1 protein-coding gene is annotated in these 413 nt (G+C 70.7%); it reads left to right on the top strand.

The window, feature by feature from the left end:
* On the top strand, positions 1 to 413 hold a 413-nt coding region (locus M3677_RS17585), incomplete at both ends, for a phosphate-starvation-inducible PsiE family protein (RefSeq protein WP_251161225.1).

Below are 413 nucleotides of genomic sequence, written 5' to 3'. Positions count from 1 at the left end.
CGCTGTTCCTGCTGGTCACCGCGCTCGTCCTGCTCGTGCTGGCCGGGACGACGACCTGGGGCCTCGTCGCCGACCTGTCGACGACCCCGGTGCTCGAGCTGCTCGACGTCCTGCTGCTGGTCTTCATCGTGGTCGAGCTGCTGTTCGCCGTCCGCACGACGGTCGAGAAGCGCGAGCTGATCGCCGAGCCGTTCCTGCTCGTCGGGATCATCGCCTCGATCAAGGAGATCGTGGTGCTCAGCGTCGAGGCGGCCGGCAAGGTGGGCACCGCGGGCTTCGCCGACCGGATCACCGAGATCGGGGTGCTCGGCGTCCTGGTGCTGCTGCTGGGCGTCACCTCGCTGCTGCTGCGCCGCAAGGAGCGCGAGCCCGACGAGGGCGAGAACGCCCCGGCCGACCCGGAGACCCGCGAC

Source organism: Curtobacterium sp. P97, assembly GCF_023712445.1.
Taxonomy (GTDB): Bacteria; Actinomycetota; Actinomycetes; order Actinomycetales; family Microbacteriaceae; genus Curtobacterium.
This window is presented reverse-complemented; position numbering and strand designations above follow the sequence as displayed.